General features: G+C 69.9%; 14 protein-coding genes. 10 read left to right on the top strand and 4 right to left on the bottom strand.

Annotated features, from left to right (window positions below; translation table 11 throughout):
* The first annotated feature begins 58 nt into the window (after nt 1-58).
* Nucleotides 59-721 (top strand): TetR/AcrR family transcriptional regulator, encoded by a 663-nt coding sequence (locus ACH49X_RS01630; RefSeq protein ID WP_323123990.1) that lies wholly within the window; start codon nt 59-61, stop codon nt 719-721.
* A 51-nt stretch (nt 722-772) separates the two neighbouring features.
* Here ACH49X_RS01630 and ACH49X_RS01635 read toward each other — a convergent pair whose 3' ends face one another.
* On the bottom strand, nt 773-1,474 hold the full coding sequence (locus ACH49X_RS01635; protein WP_195080128.1) for a metalloregulator ArsR/SmtB family transcription factor: 702 nt from the start codon (nt 1,472-1,474) through the stop codon (nt 773-775).
* Nucleotides 1,475-1,642: 168 nt separating this feature from the next.
* Between ACH49X_RS01635 and folE the strand changes: the two genes are divergently transcribed.
* From folE to ACH49X_RS01675, 8 genes are all read left to right on the top strand, one after another.
* Nucleotides 1,643-2,251: a GTP cyclohydrolase I FolE gene (gene folE / locus ACH49X_RS01640; RefSeq protein ID WP_357207276.1), complete on the top strand. Its 609-nt coding sequence runs from the start codon at nt 1,643-1,645 to the stop codon at nt 2,249-2,251.
* Nucleotides 2,252-2,753: 502 nt separating this feature from the next.
* The gene (locus ACH49X_RS01645; protein ID WP_195080129.1) at nt 2,754-3,806 is read left to right on the top strand and encodes a 3-oxoacyl-ACP synthase III family protein; all 1,053 of its coding nucleotides are present in this window, start codon (nt 2,754-2,756) and stop codon (nt 3,804-3,806) included.
* Nucleotides 3,807-3,815: 9 nt separating this feature from the next.
* Nucleotides 3,816-4,730 (top strand): hypothetical protein, encoded by a 915-nt coding sequence (locus ACH49X_RS01650; protein WP_357105673.1) that lies wholly within the window; start codon nt 3,816-3,818, stop codon nt 4,728-4,730.
* On the top strand, nt 4,727-6,400 hold the full coding sequence (locus tag ACH49X_RS01655; RefSeq protein WP_357105670.1) for a fatty acid CoA ligase family protein: 1,674 nt from the start codon (nt 4,727-4,729) through the stop codon (nt 6,398-6,400). Before ACH49X_RS01650 ends, ACH49X_RS01655 begins: the two co-directional genes overlap by 4 nt.
* A 2-nt stretch (nt 6,401-6,402) precedes the next feature.
* A complete protein-coding gene (locus ACH49X_RS01660) occupies nt 6,403-6,684 on the top strand; it encodes a hypothetical protein (protein ID WP_195080132.1) in 282 nt (93 codons plus the stop codon).
* The gene (locus tag ACH49X_RS01665; protein ID WP_357207205.1) at nt 6,681-7,727 is read left to right on the top strand and encodes an NAD-dependent epimerase/dehydratase family protein; all 1,047 of its coding nucleotides are present in this window, start codon (nt 6,681-6,683) and stop codon (nt 7,725-7,727) included. Before ACH49X_RS01660 ends, ACH49X_RS01665 begins: the two co-directional genes overlap by 4 nt.
* Nucleotides 7,728-7,753: 26 nt before the next feature.
* The gene (locus ACH49X_RS01670; protein ID WP_195080134.1) at nt 7,754-8,953 is read left to right on the top strand and encodes a peptide synthetase; all 1,200 of its coding nucleotides are present in this window, start codon (nt 7,754-7,756) and stop codon (nt 8,951-8,953) included.
* A complete protein-coding gene (locus ACH49X_RS01675; RefSeq protein ID WP_195080135.1) occupies nt 8,950-11,061 on the top strand; it encodes an MMPL family transporter in 2,112 nt (703 codons plus the stop codon). Before ACH49X_RS01670 ends, ACH49X_RS01675 begins: the two co-directional genes overlap by 4 nt.
* A gap of 271 nt (nt 11,062-11,332) precedes the next feature.
* Here the strand turns inward: ACH49X_RS01675 and ACH49X_RS01680 are convergent, their stop codons facing one another.
* Both ACH49X_RS01680 and ACH49X_RS01685 read right to left on the bottom strand, forming a co-directional pair.
* Nucleotides 11,333-12,274: a sigma-70 family RNA polymerase sigma factor gene (locus tag ACH49X_RS01680; RefSeq protein WP_195080136.1), complete on the bottom strand. Its 942-nt coding sequence runs from the start codon at nt 12,272-12,274 to the stop codon at nt 11,333-11,335.
* Between the two features lie 10 nt (nt 12,275-12,284).
* The gene (locus ACH49X_RS01685; RefSeq protein ID WP_357105662.1) at nt 12,285-13,475 is read right to left on the bottom strand and encodes an FAD-dependent oxidoreductase; all 1,191 of its coding nucleotides are present in this window, start codon (nt 13,473-13,475) and stop codon (nt 12,285-12,287) included.
* Between the two features lie 118 nt (nt 13,476-13,593).
* Here ACH49X_RS01685 and ACH49X_RS01690 point away from each other — a divergent pair, with 118 nt between their 5' ends.
* The gene (locus ACH49X_RS01690) at nt 13,594-13,923 is read left to right on the top strand and encodes a hypothetical protein (RefSeq protein WP_357105660.1); all 330 of its coding nucleotides are present in this window, start codon (nt 13,594-13,596) and stop codon (nt 13,921-13,923) included.
* A gap of 112 nt (nt 13,924-14,035) precedes the next feature.
* Here the strand turns inward: ACH49X_RS01690 and ACH49X_RS01695 are convergent, their stop codons facing one another.
* Nucleotides 14,036-14,719: a hypothetical protein gene (locus tag ACH49X_RS01695; RefSeq protein ID WP_357207203.1), complete on the bottom strand. Its 684-nt coding sequence runs from the start codon at nt 14,717-14,719 to the stop codon at nt 14,036-14,038.
* Nucleotides 14,720-14,721: the final 2 nt, after the last annotated feature.

Raw genomic sequence — 14,721 nt, forward strand, 5'->3', positions numbered from 1 at the left:
ATCACATGCTGTCAACATCACATGATGTCAATTCGGACGCTATGAGAGGATGTCGGCCATGGACGAAGCCGACGGGTCGATTCCCGGCATGCGCCGCTGGCGCGGGCAGTCCCCCGCCGATCGCGTCGCCGCACGCCGGGAACAGCTGATCGAGGCGTGCACGGAGCTGATGGCCACCGTGGGCGCGGCCGAGACGTCCATGCGCGGCGTCTGCAGGCAGGCCGGCCTCACGGAGCGCTACTTCTACGAGAGCTTCCCGAACCTGGACGCGCTGCTGACCACCGTGCTGGACACCGTGGTACTGGGCGCGCGCGACCGGCTGCTGGACGAACTGCCCAACGCGCCCGTCGAACGCGACGCGATGTTCCGCCACATGGTCGCCGTCTTCACCGACTACCTGCTGGAGGACCGCCGCCGCGGCCGGATCATGTTCGTCGAGTCGCAGGCGACGCCCGTGCTCCTGCCGCGCGCCTACGAACTCATCGGCCTTTTCACCGCGCCGATCGCGCTGGTCATCAGCGCGGGCGACTACACAGGACCGATGCCGGACGAGCACGATCACGAGCTCAACGCCAGCGCCATCTTCGGCGCGCTCGCCTACCTCTACCGCCCCTGGCTCGACGGCGAGATCCTGGTCTCCCGCGAGCGTTTCGACGCGCACGCCTCCGACGTGCTGGAACGGATCGCCACCGCGCGCTCCTCGCTGAGCACCGAAGCCTAGCTCCGGACGCCGCGCGCCCGTGCACGCGTCGCGGTCACTCCGGTCGGCGAATCACCCGCGGCTGGCGGTCGAACGGAGTTCGACGCAGCATTCACCCGCCGCGGGCGCCAGGATCGCGGTCACGCTGTCGGCTTCCAGACCGTCCAGAAAGCCGCGCAGATAGGCGTGGTTGATTCCGCACACCAGGTGGGGGGCCTTGGCCGCCAGCGGGTGGAACGGGCAGTTCCGCAGACGCAGGCAGCCGGAACCTTCCCGGCTGGGTTCGAACCCTTGATCGGTGAGCGACGAGCGCAGCAGGGTCAGCGCGCGTTCCGGGCCCAGGCGCCCCGGCCGGAGTTGCCGACGTAGCGCCCGTCCGTCTTCGGCGCCGCGATCACCCGCGACCCGGATCGCCGCCTCGCGCGACGTCTCGCCGGCCGACTCGGCGAGGACGGCGTCGGCGAGTATCTCCGCCAGCACCTGATGGCGCCGTTCGGGGATGCTCACCTGAACGTCGGTGTCGGCCGGCTCGTAGACCTTCGGCGCGCGCCCCACCCGCCGGACGCCCCCGACCTGCTCGTAGCGGGCCCGCAGCAGCCCGGCGTCGACGAGCTTGTCCAGATGGAACGCGGCGAGCTTACGGGATATCCCGACCTGTTCGGCGGCCTCGTCCCTGGTCACCGGACGGCGGGCGCCACGGATGTACCGGTACATCCCGCGCCGCAGTTCGTCATCCAAGGCGGCCACGGCACCGATCGCCGCATCGCTGGTCACCCGATCACAATAACACTCATAGTGCTGGCCGAAGCAGGTCTGGCAACGACTTCACGTGCTGGACTTGACCGGCGATAACTATTTCACCAATAATATTTGTCGTAATGAGCGCTACAGGAGATCGTCGTGACCAGTGACATGCAGCAGGCCGAGCGCTTGGTGGGCGGGATGCTCGCCGACCACACCGTGCGTCCGTTACGAGTCGTCCACGACTCCGGCGCCACCATCGACCTGGCCGCCGCCGAGCGCGCGGCGGGCGAGTTCCTCTCCGCTCTCGGCGTCGGCCTCGACGACGAACACCTCAGGGCCACTCCGGGCCGGATGGCGCGCGCCTATGCCGAACTGTTCACTCCCCGCCCGTTCGACCTGACCACCTTCCCCAACGACGAAGGCTACGACGAGCTCGTGCTGGCCCGCCGCATTCCGTTGCGGTCGGTGTGCGAGCACCACCTGCTGCCGTTCGTCGGAGTCGCCCACGTCGGTTATCTGCCCGGCGACCGCATCCTCGGGCTGTCCAAGCTCGCCCGCATCGTCGAGCACTTCTCCTGCCGCCCCCAGGTGCAGGAACGGCTGACCAAACAGATCGCCGATTGGCTGGCGTCGAATCTGAGCCCCAAAGGCGTCGGGGTCGTCATCGAAGCCGAGCACACCTGCATGACCCTGCGCGGCGTGCAGGCCGTCGGCACGACCACGGTCACCTCCACCATGCTCGGCACGCTGCGTGACGATGCCCGCTCCCGCCAGGAGTTCTTCTCCCTCACCGGCATCGCGCCATAATTACGCCGTCGCGCGCCCGCCCTTGCGCCGGCCGATGGCGCCGATCGCTGTCTGCCACAACGATGTTCGGCGACGATCGGCCCACCGTCCGCACCGGCCGCCGCACCCTCACCCGGCGCGCGCTTCGCAGTGAAGTCACTCACATCCGGCGAGAGAGACAGCCCGCCGAGCACTCATCGATTACCGCCATCCGGCAATAGCCGATCGGTAGCCATTCACGGGGCGACACATTCGCCCGCACCGCGGGCCGCACACGCCTTCGGACACGAAACAGCGCGACAAACCGAAACGGCAACTCACATCGCCATACTGCGAACGCCATAGCCAGCCGGTCACCGGTTGGTGATACCTCACGAAACAGATACTCTCCGCAGTGATTTCCGTCTCAGACGGAACGCTTCAAGGCGATATAGCCATTCGTTGTTACCGTCGGGTAGTGTTCACCGCACCGACGATCAGAGTCGATCCGGAACCGTAATTCCCCACGATTTCAGGAGCGCTCGTGTCTCCCCATTCCCGTTTCGAATCCATCGGCGCCTATCTGCCTTCCAGAGTTGTCACAACGGCTGAACTGCTCTCCGGCCTGAAAGAACCGCCTTCATTCGATCTGGAGAAAATCACCGGCGTCCGCGAACGCCGGGTCCGCGATACCAGGCCGGAAAGTCACGAAGACTCGTTCACGCTCGCCACCAAGGCTGTCGAAGACTGTTTGTCCAGGTCGCAGTATGCGCCGGAGGAGATCGACGTGATCATCTCCGCCTCGATCACGCGCAGCAAGCACGCCACCAGGATGTACATGGAGCCGTCCTTCGCCGGTTCGATAAGCCGCCTTATCGGTGCGAAGAACGCGATCACCTTCGATATCACGAATGCCTGCGCCGGAATGCTCACCGGCACGTACATCCTGGATCGGATGATCCGGTCCGGCGCCGTCCGCAACGGCCTCGTGGTCAGCGGCGAGGCGATTACTCCGATCGCCGAGACCGCGGTCGCCGAGATTTCGCAGAAATACGATCCGCAGTTCGCCTCGCTGTCGGTCGGTGATTCCGGATGCGCGATCGTCCTCGACCAGGCGGTCGACGAAAACGACATCATCCACTACATCGAAATGATGACCGCCGCGGAATACGCGCAGTTGTGCCTCGGCATGCCGAGCGGCAAGACGCAGGGCATCGCGATGTACACCGACAACCGCAGGATGCACAACGAGGATCGTTTCCTGCTCGGCACCAACACGCAGCGGAAATTCCTCGAGGCGCAGGGCAAGACCTTCGCCGACGAGAAATTCGACTATGTCATCCACCATCAGTTCGGCGCCGCCGCCATCCCGTGGATGAACGCGATCGCCGAGCGCGAGTTCGGCAGCCCGATGCCGCCGGACCTGCGGGTCATCGAGAAGTACGGAAACACTTCCACCACTTCGCATTTCATCGTGCTGCACGATCAGCTCAGCGAGCAGAACATTCCCGCGGGCTCGAAGCTGCTGCTGGTGCCCGCGGCTTCCGGCATCGTCACCGGGTTCCTGTCCACCACCATTTCGTCGCTGAAGGTCTGAGGTCCGGTCATGAGCGTGCGTATCAAGTCCACCGCGATCAGCCGGGGCGGGGACACCAACAGCATCGTCGAGCACAACGGGCGCGCGGCCAAGCGGTGCCTCGAACGTGCCGGTATCCGTCCCGACCAGGTCGGCCTGCTGATCAACGCGGGCATCTTCCGCGATTCGAACACCGTCGAGCCCGCGGTGTCGGCGCTGATCCAGAAAGCGGCCGGCATCGGCCTGGAATACGCCAAGGACGACCCGCGGACGTTCTCGTTCGACCTGATGAACGGCGCGGTGAGTGTGCTCAACGCGGTGCAGGTGGCCACCTCGGTCCTGGAGACCGGCAGCGCCGAGCACGTGCTCGTCGTCTCCGGCGACACCCATCCGTCCCTGTTGCGCTCCGTCGGTGACGAACGGTTCCCGTACGCCACCTGCGGCGCGGCCCTGCTGCTCGAGCACACCGACGAGCCGACCGGCTTCGGCCGGGTGCACACCGCCGCGGGCGAGGGCACGCCCGCGATCGAGGCCTACGTCGACGTCACGACCATGGGCAATACGGGGCGCGGCGCCATGACGGTGGAGCGCGAGCCCGGCTTCGAGGAGCGTCTGCTGGACGTGGCGATCGACGTCGCGCGCCGGGCGCTCGCCGAGTCCGACCACGTCTCGCTCGACGAGATCGCGCTGATCGCCTCGACGCCGAGCCCGCAGTTCCCGAAGAGGCTGGCCGCCGCCCTCGGCATCGACGAAAGCTCGGTCCGCACACCGGATCTGCGCGACGGCGACCCGCACACGGCGGCGCTGACCGCGGCCTACGACCAGGCGGTGGCGGACGACACCCTGGCCCCGTACCGCCAGGTGCTGTTCGTCGCCGCGGGCGCGGGTCCTTCGGCAGCGGCGGTGCTCTACCGGCTGCCCGTCCTCGCCGGGGCGCCTGCGTGACAACGGGGACCTACTGGCAGGCCATCGATCGGTTCCGTGCGGTCGTCCGCACCGACCCCACCCGCGTGGCCGTGCGCTACGCGGACGGGGTCGGCCCCGATGGCCTGCCGGCCTACCGGCACCTGACCTATCGCGAGCTGGACGCGTGGTCGGACACGATCGCCCAGCGGCTCGCCGCGTCGGGAGTCGGTACCGGGACGCGCACCATCGTGCTGGTGCTGCCGAGCCCGGAGCTGTACGCGATCATGCTCGGGCTGTTGAAGATCGGCGCGGTGGCCGTGGTGATCGACCCCGGCATGGGTGTGCGGAAGATGTTGCGCTGCTTGCGCGCCGTGGATGCCGAGGCGTTCATCGGTATCCCACCGGCCCATGCGCTGCGCGTGCTGTTCCGGCGCGGCTTCCGCACCGTCCGCACGACGGTGACGGTCGGCCGACGCTGGTTCTGGCGCGGCGACACGCTGCGCGACTGGGGCCGCACGCCCACCGGCTCGTTGCCCACCGCCCGCCCGGCCACCGAGGACGACCCGCTGGTGATCGCGTTCACCACCGGCAGCACCGGCCCCGCGAAGGCCGTGCAGCTGACCCACGGCAACCTTGCCGCGATGGTGGAGCAGGTGCACCTGGCGCGCGGTGAGGTGGCGCCGGAAGCCTCCTTGATCACGCTTCCGCTGGTCGGCGTGCTGGATCTGCTGCTCGGCTCGCGGTGCGTGCTGCCACCGCTGATCCCCAGCAAGGTGGGGGCGACCGACCCGGCGCACGTGGCCGACGCGATCAGGAGGTTCGGGGTGCGCACCATGTTCGCCTCCCCCGCCGTGCTCATCCCGCTGCTGGAATACCTGCGCGCCCACCCGATTCCGCTCGACTCGCTCGAGAGCGTCTATTCCGGTGGCGCGCCGGTGCCGGACTGGTGCATCGCCGGGCTGCGCGCGGTGCTCGGCGCGGACGCGAAGGTCGTCGCGGGATACGGGTCCACCGAGGCGCTGCCGATGTCCACCATCGAGTCGCGGGAACTGCTGGACGGCTTGGTCGAACGGGCGCACCGCGGCGCGGGCACCTGTATCGGCAGGCCCTCCTACCAGGTGCAGGCGCGCGTCGTCGCCATCACCGACGACCCCATACCCACGTGGGACCGGGCCGAAGAACTCGCGGGCGGGCTGGCGGACACGCGCGGCATCGGCGAACTGGTGGTGAGCGGGCCGAACGTCAGCACCAGGTACTACTGGCCGGAGCAGGCGAACGCGCTGGGCAAGATCGCCGACGGCGACCGGATCTGGCACCGCACCGGCGATCTGGCGTGGATCGACGAACAAGGACGGATCTGGTTCTGCGGCCGCAAGAGCCAGCGCGTGGTCACGGCGCGCGGACCGATGTTCACCGTCCAGGTGGAGCAGATCTTCAACACCGTCGCGGGCGTGGCCCGCACGGCGCTGGTCGGGATCGGTCGGCGCGGCGCGCAGCGGCCGGTGCTCTGCGTCGAGCTGGAGCCCGGCGCGGACCCCGCCGTCGTCGAGCCCGCGCTGCGGGCCCACGGGGCGGGATTCGAACCGACCAGGACGATCGCCGACTTCCTGGTTCACCCGTCGTTCCCGGTGGACATCCGGCACAACGCCAAGATCGGGCGCGAACAGCTCACGGTGTGGGCGGCCGAGCGCCTGGGAACGGACACCTGATCATGAAAACGACCGTATTGCGGGCGGTTCCCGTCCTGGGATGGCTGTATCTGGCGGGCGGCGCGCTCGCCGCGGCTACCGGCCGGGTCCCCGGCAGCCGGATCCTGCGCACCGTCTGGTGGATCGACGCGTTCCTCAGCGTCGTCGTGCACGCGGCCCAGATCCCTGCGGCCTTGCGCGCCGCCGACGGCTCCGGCCACGGCAGGCTCCGGACCGCGGTCCTGACGCAGATCTTCGGCCTGACCTGGTGGCGGACCCAGCCCGGCAAGGAGGAAAGGCAATGAGCAAAGTTCTGGTGACCGGCGCGTCCGGTTTTCTGGGCGGCGCGCTGGCGCGCAGGCTGGTGCGCGACGGCGAGCACCACGTGTCGATCCTGGTGCGTCGCACCAGCGATCTGTCCGATCTGGGCCCCGACCTGGACAAGATCCAGCTGGTCTACGGTGACCTGACCGATCCCGCGTCGCTCGAGCGGGCCACCCGCGGTGTCGACATCGTCTTCCACAGCGCGGCCCGGGTGGACGAGCGCGGCACCAGGGAACAGTTCTGGAACGAGAACGTCAGGGCCACCGAGCGGCTGCTGGAGGCCGCCCGGCGCGGCGGAGCCGCACGGTTCGTGTTCATCTCCAGCCCGAGCGCGCTGATGGACTACTACGGCGGCGATCAGCTCGACGTCGACGAATCGGTGCCGTACCCGCGGCGCTACCTGAACCTGTACTCGGAGACCAAGGCCGCGGCCGAGCGGGCGGTGCTCGCCGCCGACACCGACGGGTTCCGCACCTGCGCGTTGCGCCCGCGCGCGATCTGGGGTGCGGGCGACCGGTCGGGCCCCATCGTGCGGATGCTCGGGCGAGCCGGCGCGGGAACGCTGCCGGACCTGTCGTTCGGCCGCACCGTGTACGCCTCGCTGTGCCACGTCGACAACATCGTCGAGGCCTGTGTGCTGGCGGCCGCGTCGGACGAGGTGGGCGGCAAAGCGTATTTCATCGCCGACGCCGAGAAGACCGACGTCTGGGGATTTCTCGGCCAGGTGGCCGCCCAGCTCGGATACCGGCCGCCGACCAGGAAACCCAACCCCGAGGTGATCGGTGCGGCGGTGCGCGTCATCGAGACGATCTGGCGCGTTCCCGCCGTCGCGACCCGCTGGTCGCCGCCGCTGTCGCGCTACGCCGTCGCGCTGCTGACCCGCAGCGCCACCTACGACACCAGCGCCGCGGCACGCGATTTCGGCTACCGGCCGGTCGTCGACCGCGACAGCGGGCTGACCGCCTTCCTCGCCTGGCTGGAAGACCAGGGCGGGGCGGTGGAACTCACCCCCCGTCTGCGCTGAGCACTTCATCGGCACCGGAGACCAGCATGAGCAACGCACCCGTCTTCCGCAGGAAGATCACCCCCACCGAACGCCTCTATTTCTCCACCCGGCAGGTGACTCCGCCGTTCGTGATGCACCTCGCCGTCCACGGCGACGGCAGCCTGGACCCGGCCGCCTTGCAGGCCGCCGTCGACCTGGCGTCGGCGGCCGCCCCCGGCGCGCGCTTGGTGCGCGACGGCCGCGACTGGGTGGACAGCGGTCTGGCCGCCACCGTGCGCGTGGTGCCGGGATGGTCGCTGAACTACGACGCCCTGGAGCACGACGCGGTGCTGAACAGCCCGATCGGTCCCACGCCTGACCGCACCACCGAGGTGCTGCTGCTCACGGGCGCGCAGACCACCGTGCTGTTCCGCGCCTTCCACGGCGTGATGGACGGCATGGGCCTGCGCCTGTGGGTCGACGACGTCTTGCGCGCCTTGCGTGGCCGGCGTCCCGTCGGCGCGCCGCACCCGGTCGCGGACGCCGAACTGGTCGCGCGGACAGGCGCTGCGGGCCGACCGACGCTGGTGCTGCCCACGTTCAAGGCGCCGTCGGGGCGCGGCCGCCAGGATCCGGCGGCCCCGCGCTGGCTGCTGCGCCACCGCACGATCGAGGCGACCGGCAAGGGCATCGTCGCGCGGGTGGCGGCGATCCTGGCCGGGGAGTCGGATGCGAAGTCGCGCTTCATGATCCCGGTCGATCTGCGCAGGCACGATCCGGCCCTGCGCTCCACCGCGAATCTGGCGCTTCCCCTGTTCCTCGACGTGGCGCCCGGCGAAGACTGGGAGACGGTCAGGGAGCGGATGCGCAGCGGGCTGCGGGAGAAACGCGAACTGAACGAATTGGACAACGGCAAGTTGTCGAAGTTTCCGGACGCCGTCATCCGCGCGGTGCTGCGCGGCAGCAACTGGCTGGGCGCTCGGCTGAATCGGAACATGGTGTCGGCCACCGTCTCCCACCTGGGCGCCTTCGATCTCGACGAGATGGCGGTGCCCGGCTGGACACCGACGACCATGCGGGTGCTACCGCAGCACAGCGGCGCGATGCCGCTGCTGTTCGCGATGGTCGAATCGCGCGGGAAGCTGGAGCTGACCGTCTCCTGCCGCAACGGCGCCGGCATCGAGCCCCGCCTGGAGGCGCTGCTCGACACGATCACCGCGCGGCTCGAGGCCGAGCTCGCGCCGCACGATGCGGCCGTGGGATGACCGCCGTCGCCCGGGTGGTCCTCGCCCGGCCACGGATGGTGCTCGCCGTCGTCGCCGGGGTGATGCTGCTGTCCGGCCTGCTCGGCATCGGAGCGTCGGACAAGGTCACGGCTGCCGGGTTCATCGATCCCGGCAGCGAGTCCGCGCACGTGGATCAGCTCGTCAGCGAGCACTTCGGACCGCAGAACCCCGACGTGGTCGTGCGCTACACCGCTCCGGAGGGACAGACGCTCGACGACATCGGCCCCCGGGTTCGGGAGGCGCTCGCGCGGATCGATCCGGCGATGCTGCAACGGCCGATCGAAACCTATTGGAACGCCGGATTCGCGCGCAAACAGTTCCTGCGGTCGGCCGACGACCGGCACGCGCTGGCCGTGGTCTATCTCGCGGGTGACGCCAACCAGCGCGTCGCCGCGTATCCGGACATCGAACCGCTGCTCCGCGTTCCGGGTGTCCCGGCCGATCTGTCCGGCTACAGCGCGGTCTCCACGGAGATCAACGCGCAGTCCCAGCACGATCTGGTCCGGGCCGAAGCGCTCTCGCTGCCGCTGACGCTGCTCATCCTGGTGCTGGTGTTCGGCGGTCTGATCGCCGCGTCCTTCCCGGTGGTGGTCGGCGGCCTGACCGTGCTCGGCGCGAGCGGCGCCATCCGCGTGCTCGCCGAACTCACCGAGGTCAGCACGTTCGCGATGAACATCGCCTCCTTGCTCGGCCTCGGGATGGCGATCGACTACGGACTGTTCCTGGTCACGCGGTTCCGCGAGGAGGTCGCCGACGGGCACGACGCGCGCTCCGCGATCATCCGCACGTACGCGACCGCAGGGCGCACCATCGCGTTCTCGGCGCTGCTGCTGGTCTGCGCGTTCGCGGGGACGTTCGTCTTCCCGCAGGCGGTGCTGCGTTCGCTCGGCATCGGCGCGATCACGGCGGTGGCGCTGGCCGCCGGGCTCTCGCTCACCGTGCTGCCCGCACTGCTGGCCCTGTTCGGCGCGCGCATCGGCACCGCGCGCGCGATCGATCGCACCGACCGGTTCTGGGGTGGCCTGGTCGACCGTGTGCTGCGGCGGCCCGGTCTGGTGACGGTGCTGGTCGGCGCCGTCCTGCTGGTCTTCGCGGCGCCGCTGGCCGGGCTGCGGCTGGGCGACATCGACCATCACGCCTTGCCGCCGGGCAACCCCATGCGCGTCACCATCGAGGAGCTGACCGGGCAATTCCCCGCGGCGGGCAGCGGAGCCACCATCGTGCTGCGCGGCACGGACGGGCCGCCGCAGTCGGCCGCGGTGGACGCGGCCGCGGCGGCACTCGGCACGGTCGACGGTGTGCGGCAGGTCGTCCAGGTGGGCCGCGCCGAGGATTTCGTCGTCTTCCACGCGTTTCTGCGCGACACCGATCGCACCGAGGCGGCGAGCGACTCGGTGCGCTGCATGCGCGGTCTGACGCCCCCGGACGGCACCGTGCTGTGGATCGGCGGCGACACCGCGGCCACCGTGGACAGCGTGCGGTCCATCGTCGCCGCCATGCCGTGGATGATCCTCGTCATGGTCGGCGCGACGGTGGTGCTCTTGTCCACCGCGTTCCGCTCGATCGTGTTGCCGCTCAAGGCGGTCGTCCTCGCCTTCCTCAGCCTCGCCGCGACCTTCGGCGTACTGGCCTGGATCTTCTGCGGCGGGCATCTGGCCGGCGCGTTCGGCGTGAGCACGGGCCCGATCGCGGCGGGCATGCTGGTGCTGATCATCGCCGTGGTCTTCGGCCTGTCCACCGACTACGAGGTGTTTCTGCTGTCGCGCATGGTAGAAGCGCACGACGCGGGCGCCGACACGGCGGCGGCGGTGCGCCTCGGCACGGTCAGGACCGCGCGCGTGATCACCGCCGCGGCAACCCTGCTGGTGATCGTCACCGGGGCGTTCACCCTCTCCCCGCTCACGCCCATGCGCTTCCTCGGCCTCGGCATGATCATCGCGCTCGTCGTGGACGCCACCCTGGTCCGCATGCTGTTGGTGCCCGCGCTGGTCCAACTGATGGGCCCGGCCAACTGGTGGTCGCCGCGCCGCCGCATCATCCCGGCCACCGTCGGCCGCATCCGCGACCGCACGCCGACCGCGCGCTGAGCGCCATCCGCGCGGGCATCATGTCTGCCGTGCGCCGGTCGGCTGCGCGGGCGTCCCCGCCGGCTGGCGCTCGCTCGCCACGGCGTCACGGTTGCATTCCCGGAATACGCGCCGGGTGCCCTACGGAGTGAGTGCCTTACTCGACTCCGCGGCGGTTCTCTGGGTGAATCGTGCACCGAGGCGCGTCGTGGGACAGAGCCGTCCGGCATCTGCGCTGGCGGAGCCGTTGTACAAGAAATCGCGGACGGTCGCGCCGAAGGGGAACCGCCGGTCACCACGATTCGATCAAGGGGACGTCGTGCTCCTGCCGCCGCCATTCCTCGGTGAGGCGGCCGAGTCGGTCCGGGGCGGCGATGCCGCGCACGCCTGCGATCTTGTCGTCGCGGACTTCCAGCACCACCAGGCCCACGACACGGTCGCCGAGCGTGGCGACCATGGCCGGGCAGCCGTTGACCACGGCGGCGTGGATCGCCGGGGTGCCACCGGCGAGCCTGCGCTTGGCCGGCGTCGGTTTGAAGCCGGCTCGCACCGCGCCTGCGATCCGCTCCGGGGTCGCGTACCGGATCAGCTTCCCCGCCAGGCCCAGCCCGGCGCCGTCGGAGATGCCGGTGGCGTCGTCGGTCAGCAGCGCGACCAGCCGTTCGGTCCGGCCCGATGAGGCGGCGTCGACGAACGCCTCGACGATGCGGCGCGCGCAGGCATGGTCGATGTCCGCGCCGTTGCGGGCGGCGGCGATTCGGCGCCGGGCTCGGTGGGTGTGTTGCTGACTCGCGGACTCGCTGATGCCGAGGATCCCGGCGATCTCGGCGTGGCTGTAGTCGAAGGCCTCGCGCAGCACGTAGACGGCCCGTTCGACCGGCGAGAGACGCTCCATCAGCGTCAGCACCGCCAGGGTCACCGATTCGCGCTGTTCGACGGTGTCGGCCGGGCCAAGCATCGGGTCGCCGTCGAGGAGCGGTTCGGGCATCCAGGCGCCGACCGCGCGTTCGCGCCGCAGTCGCGCCGACCGGAGCCGGTCCAGCGCCAAGTTGGTGACGATCTTGGTCAGCCACGCCTCCGGCACTTCGACGTACTCGCGGTCGGCGGCCTGCCACCGCAGGAAGGCGTCCTGCACCGTGTCCTCGGCGTCGGCGGCCGAGCCGAGCAGACGGTAGGCGAGTGCGGCCAGCCGATTCCGGCTGGCCTCGAAACGCGCCAGGGTGGCCGTGTCCATGAGCGTGACTCTATGCGGCGATCGCGTCGAGGGAGCGCTCTCGGGCGGTGGCCGAGCGGTAACGGCGACTCGGCCTTCCGAAGGTCGGGTGGCTCACGCTCCAGGCGGCGGTCCCGACGATCGCCGACTTGACGCGCGCGGCCGCCCGGCCACGCAGCGCCCACGACTTCGATCGCGCCGCACCGTCCACGAACTGGAAGATCCCGTCCTTGCGACCGAGGCTGATGTGGTTGCCGACATACGACAGCGCGGTCGTCGGGATCTCGCGCCCGGTCCGGTCCCCGATGATCGCGGCCGTCGCCTGCATGCTGGTGTATCCCGCCGAAGCGCAGGACATCGGCAACGGGCCACCGTTGTCGCCGATGACGAAGACGCTGTCACCGGCGACGTACACATCCGGGTGGGAGACCGACCGCATCTGACGGTCGACCTCGATCCGGCCGTCGGGGAGCACCTCGAGGCCGCTGGCGGCGGCGATCGGGTGGACGGCGAACCCCGCGGCCCACACGGTCGCGTCGGAGGCGAGGGCAGTGCCGTCGGACGCGACCGCCGCCGCCTGCTCGACGCGCTCGATGGTGGTGTGCTCGTAGACCGTGATACCGAACCGATCGAAGGCGCGCAGCAGGTGGCGGCGGGCCTCGGCGCCCAGCCAGCCGCCCAGTTCGCCGCTGGTGGCGACGGCGACCCGGAGCCCGGGGCGGGCTTCGGCGATCTCGGTGGCGGCTTCGATCGCGGTCAGGTTGCCGCCCACCACCAGCACTTCGCCGTCCCCGCGCAGCTCGTCCAGTCGTGCGCGCAGCCGCAGCGCGGACGGCCGCGCCGCCACGTGGAAGGCGTGTTCGTCGACGCCAGGAACACCGTGATCGGCGACGGTGCTGCCGAGCGCGTAGAGGAGGGTGTCGTAGCCGAGCCGGTCGACGCCATCGCCGTCGGCGACCGTGACAGTCCGGTGCTCGACGTCGACGCCGGTCACCCGCGCCACCCGTAACCGGATGCCGGTGCCTGCGAACACCTCCGCCAGCGGCCGGTGCGGGAGATCATGCCCGGCGGCGAGCTGATGCAGGCGCAGCCGTTCGACGAAATCCGGTTCGGCGTTGACCACGGTGATCTCGAAGTCGTCGGAGTGGAGCCGACGCGCCAGGTAGCCGGCGGAGAAGGCTCCGGCGTAGCCTGCCCCGAGGACGACGATGCGGTGCTTCATGGTTCGCTCCTGTCTGGTTCGCGTGTTCCCTGAACGAGACAGCTGCCGGATTCCTGACAGCGTCAGGCAGTGATGTGGATCACCCCGAGGTTCACTCGGCGGACAAGCCGGTGGGACGGTGCCTCCGCAGCAAACCGATCCCGTCGCCGCGCCTTTTCGGTCCCTCACCGGCACTGCCTGGCTGTTGCGGCGAAAACTCCTGCGGGGCCGCTACGGCACCAACCTGTTCGGATTCACGGTCTACGATCTGGCGATCGACCTGCCGTTCCTGCCCGCCCATCCGACCTTCGGTCTCACCGGCCCGCACGGCCGCGCGGACAGCCCGCCGATCGATGGCACCCTCACCAACGGTGGCGCCAGTTGCACCGGAGGCGGCCGGGGCGCCCTGTTGTGCACCTCGAAGGGCCACAGCTTCAGCTTCGGCTGGTCGGGCACGCAGATCAGCTGACCGAGGAAGCCGCCCGGCCCGCGCGCAGTGCGGGCCGGGCGGCATGTTCATCGCGCCCCGCCGCACCTCCCGCATCGCCCGACATGTGCACCGCCTTCCGGACCCCGCGGTGCTACGCGACCAGTTCCATCAGCCCGCGTGGATCCCACGGCATCGGCCCGGTCGGGAAGCTGAGCCGCGCCAGCCGGTGCGGCGGGTCCGCGTCGAAGTGGGCCACCGCGGGCGGCAGGAATCCGCCGATCACCTTCTCCACCATCGTGTTCAACCCGGACAACCGCGGCCGTAGCCGTACCTGCCAGCTGGTGATGCGCCCGGCCGGTACGTCGACGACGGTGCGCTGCTCCACTTTCGCCCCGAGCGGGACGTGGACAGAGAAGGCCAGCCACAGATCGACGCACTCCTCGGCGCCCTCGGCGAAGTCGAGGCCGCGCAGCAATGTCAGGCCACCGGCGAGCGGCATCACGTTGGCCGGGAAGGGCGCGATACCGCCGCCGAACTGAAGGTGGGTGGTGCCGATGAAGTTGGCTTCCTCCCGGCTGACCACCGTGGCGCCCGAGCGGGTTTCGGCGCGGTAGCGCTCGGCCGACAACCGGTCCCCAGAGCGCTGGAACCGCTGCTCGACGGTCATCGCGAAGTTCGCGTGCCCGAGACCGACCTCGAGCATCGAGCGGTAGCCGTCGCCGTCGTGCGACACCACGCTGATCAGGTCCAGCTTCGGCGGCCGGTCGGCGACGGTGACGGTGTAGACGGATTTCTCTCCGTCGGGGATCCCCGGATCCCGGAATGCCGTGTGCACAG

Origin of the sequence: Nocardia sp. NPDC019323 (assembly GCF_044389845.1) — a bacterium.
Taxonomy (GTDB): Bacteria; Actinomycetota; Actinomycetes; order Mycobacteriales; family Mycobacteriaceae; genus Nocardia; species Nocardia implantans.